This is a genomic window from Mesorhizobium sp. M0077 (assembly GCF_040322955.1).
Lineage (GTDB): Bacteria > Pseudomonadota > Alphaproteobacteria > Rhizobiales > Rhizobiaceae > Mesorhizobium.
The window spans coordinates 1-2,862 of sequence record NZ_JAMYUL010000033.1; the positions used below are offsets into that span (position 1 = coordinate 1).

Annotated in this window: 2 protein-coding genes and 1 pseudogene; all 3 read right to left on the bottom strand. The window is 61.1% G+C overall.

Annotated elements, in window-relative coordinates:
* Positions 1 to 257: 257 nt before the first annotated feature.
* The gene (locus NKJ57_RS30760; RefSeq protein ID WP_352513785.1) at positions 258 to 1,049 is read right to left on the bottom strand and encodes a calcium-binding protein; all 792 of its coding nucleotides are present in this window, start codon (positions 1,047 to 1,049) and stop codon (positions 258 to 260) included.
* 384 nt (positions 1,050 to 1,433) lie between these two features.
* Positions 1,434 to 1,650, bottom strand: a pseudogene (locus NKJ57_RS30765) (HlyD family type I secretion periplasmic adaptor subunit); the annotation flags it as partial.
* On the bottom strand, positions 1,625 to 2,862 hold a 1,238-nt coding region (locus NKJ57_RS30770; protein ID WP_352513786.1), incomplete at its 5' end, for a type I secretion system permease/ATPase. The pseudogene NKJ57_RS30765 and the gene NKJ57_RS30770, both read right to left, overlap by 26 nt.

Here is a 2,862-nt window from a genome sequence, read left to right on the forward strand (position 1 = left end):
TTTAATGGAGCGCGTCAACAACACCGTCCGGCTGAAGGTTTGGAAGGGATTCATCGTGGTCGGCCGCAAGGGCCCGAACAGGCTTCCGCCTCCACACCTTCAGTGGGATTTCGGTGCACGACCAGCGCGACGCGCAGGGCTTCGTCACTGTACACGCTGACTGCTCCCGGGCGCCCCGGCCCATGGCAAGTAGCGGAAACGGGAAAGCGCCCGCCCAGGGGGGCGGGGCGGGCGCGGTTCCGTATGGGTTTTCTGGATCAAACGAAGGTGAAGTCGGACGCGGTCAGGCCCAGGTCTGCCACGGTGACCACACCGCCCAGGTGGGCGAACTCGTGCGCGCTGCCGTCGGCGGTGACATAGGCCAGAGTTGCGAGTCTGTCGGTGTAGCTGCTTTGGTAGACAATGATGTCGCCGGCGTGCTCGCCGGAGATCGCACTCGCCGCCTCATTAGCAGAGTTGAAAGATTCGCCAGTGATCACCACGACGTGTTCGCCGTTCGCACCCGAGGCCGCACCGCTGTAGAAGCTGCTCACCGGGTAGCCGGACTGTATGCTGGCGTTGTTGACGAAGTTCGCGCCAAAACCATCGTTGTAGAGGCCCACCGCATCGAAGGCGAACTTGTCCTCCGCCGGGTTGAAATCGGTGATAGTGGTAATGTCCGACGTCGACCCGACAACCCCAGGCACCGGATTGTGGAACTGGAACACGAACGTGTCACTGTCGCTGCCCCCGGTCAACGTGTCCTGGCCGTCACCCACGTAGAGGACATCCTGGCCGGGTCCGCCGCTGAGCCTGTCATTGTCCTCACCGGAGACGCGCGCGTTGAAGCGGCCGTTGTCGCCGGAGAGATCGTCCCAGCCATCTCCGCCGAAGATGCGGTCGTTACCCTTGCCGCCGATGGCTCGGTCACTGCCCGCGCCACCCGAGATCTCGTCGTTGCCGCCACGACCGTCAAGCCAGTCACCGCCCTGGTAACCCTCGATCCAGTCAACACCCTCGGTGCCGAGGATTGTTTCGGAACCCGGGCCACCTTCGATAATCTTTGCCATTGAAAATACTCCTAATGATGCCCCTGCCTGAGTCGTTCATATTCGTCATCGGACAATTGGAGAAATCGATTGCTTGGATAGGCATACATTTACGAAATGGATGCATTCTCGTTCACTTCGCCCTTCTGCTGAGCAGTTGCGGGCTCGCAGGCGGCGGGGACACGCCCCAGGCAATCGGCCCGAACATTCACACTCAAAGAACGGTCCAGGAAAACTTGGCAACCGGTCGTCCTGGTTGGGCCGCCCTCGGAAGAACGGGCATGGGGCTGTGTTGCCGAGTCGCGCCGGCACTGCCCATTGCGAGCAATGGAACGTTAGGGAGCGCGTTCGCGCGAGCCGAGATCGGAACTGACAGGCGCACCAGGTAGTACGAAATGCCGGGTTCACCAGGATTTCTCCGACCACCCCGCCAGTCGGGTGCTGTATCTTCTCACTAGGAAACGACGACAAAGTGTCCGGACGCTACAACCGCACCGGAGAGATTCGTGAAGGTCGCCCAGGCTCCGGCTCCTCCCACAAAGATCACGCTCGCCAGAAGGCCCGCCACCAGGTGCCGGCGAATGGAGCTTGAAACGTCATTGTTCTGATGAATGCCGGACACCGGGATCCTCCATGTCAGCGCGCTCTGCCACGTGATCCTGTGTAGACTCGATGGCCTTCAGGACTTTGGAACGCGCACCGAATGATCGCTGCCGTCCACCTTCCATCACCAACACCAAATCGACGGCGCGGATGGCGCTCGGCCGATGGGCGACGACAACCGCAATGCCCTTGCGCTCGCGCACGGAGGCGATCGCATTAACGACTGCAGCTTCGCCTTCCGCGTCGAGATGGGCATTGGGTTCATCCAGCACGACAAGGAAAGGGTCTCGATAAAGGGCACGGGCAAGACCGATAAGCTGACGCTGCCCGGCGGAAAGTGCCGATCCGGCCTCACCAATCGGAGTTTCGTATCCGTGCTCAAATCGGAGGATCAGTTCGTGCGTGCCCGCTGCTTTCGCCGCGGCGACAATAGCCTCAGGGTCAGGATCATCTTCAAAACGAGCGATGTTTTCGGCAATGGTGCCATCGAACAGTTCAACACCTTGCGGCAGATAGCCGATGTGACGGCCTAGTGCTTCCCGGTCCCATTGATCGAGGCTTGCGCTGTCGATGCGAACCTTCCCGGCGACCGGCGTCCATGCGCCGACGATGGCGCGCGAGAGTGTCGACTTGCCCGAACCCGACGGGCCGATGACCCCGAGTGCGCTTCCCGCCTGAATGGCAAACGCAATGCCGGTCACGGTCGGCTTGCTTTCACCGGGCGGAACGATTGTCACGCTTTCGAGGCGCAGTTCGCGTTCAGGTGCAGGCATTAGCATAACAGGAGCGGTTTCAGGAACCTTTTCCAAGAGGTCCTCCAGCCGCGCCCAACCCTGGCGCGCCATGAGGAAGGGTTTCCAGCTTGAAATGGCGAGGTCGACCGGAGCCAGCGCACGCCCCATCATGATCGAACTGGCAATCATGACCCCGGCCGTAGCCTCTTCCCTGACGACAAGGTACGCACCGACGGCAAGAATGGCCGATTGCAGCAGCACGCGCAGCGACTTTGAAATGGCACCCAGCCCACCTGCCACGTCCCCAGCTTTCCGGTTGGCGGCCAGACACTTGGCATTGGCCTTTTGCCATCGGGCAGCGATCCGCTTTCCAAGACCGAGAGCTTGCACGACCTCGGCATTGCAACGCGCTGCTTGCAGCAGACCATTGCGTGCCATGTTGTGGGCAACGGTATCGCTTATCGGCCCTTGCGAGAGAGTGTTGGCAAGGAGTGTCA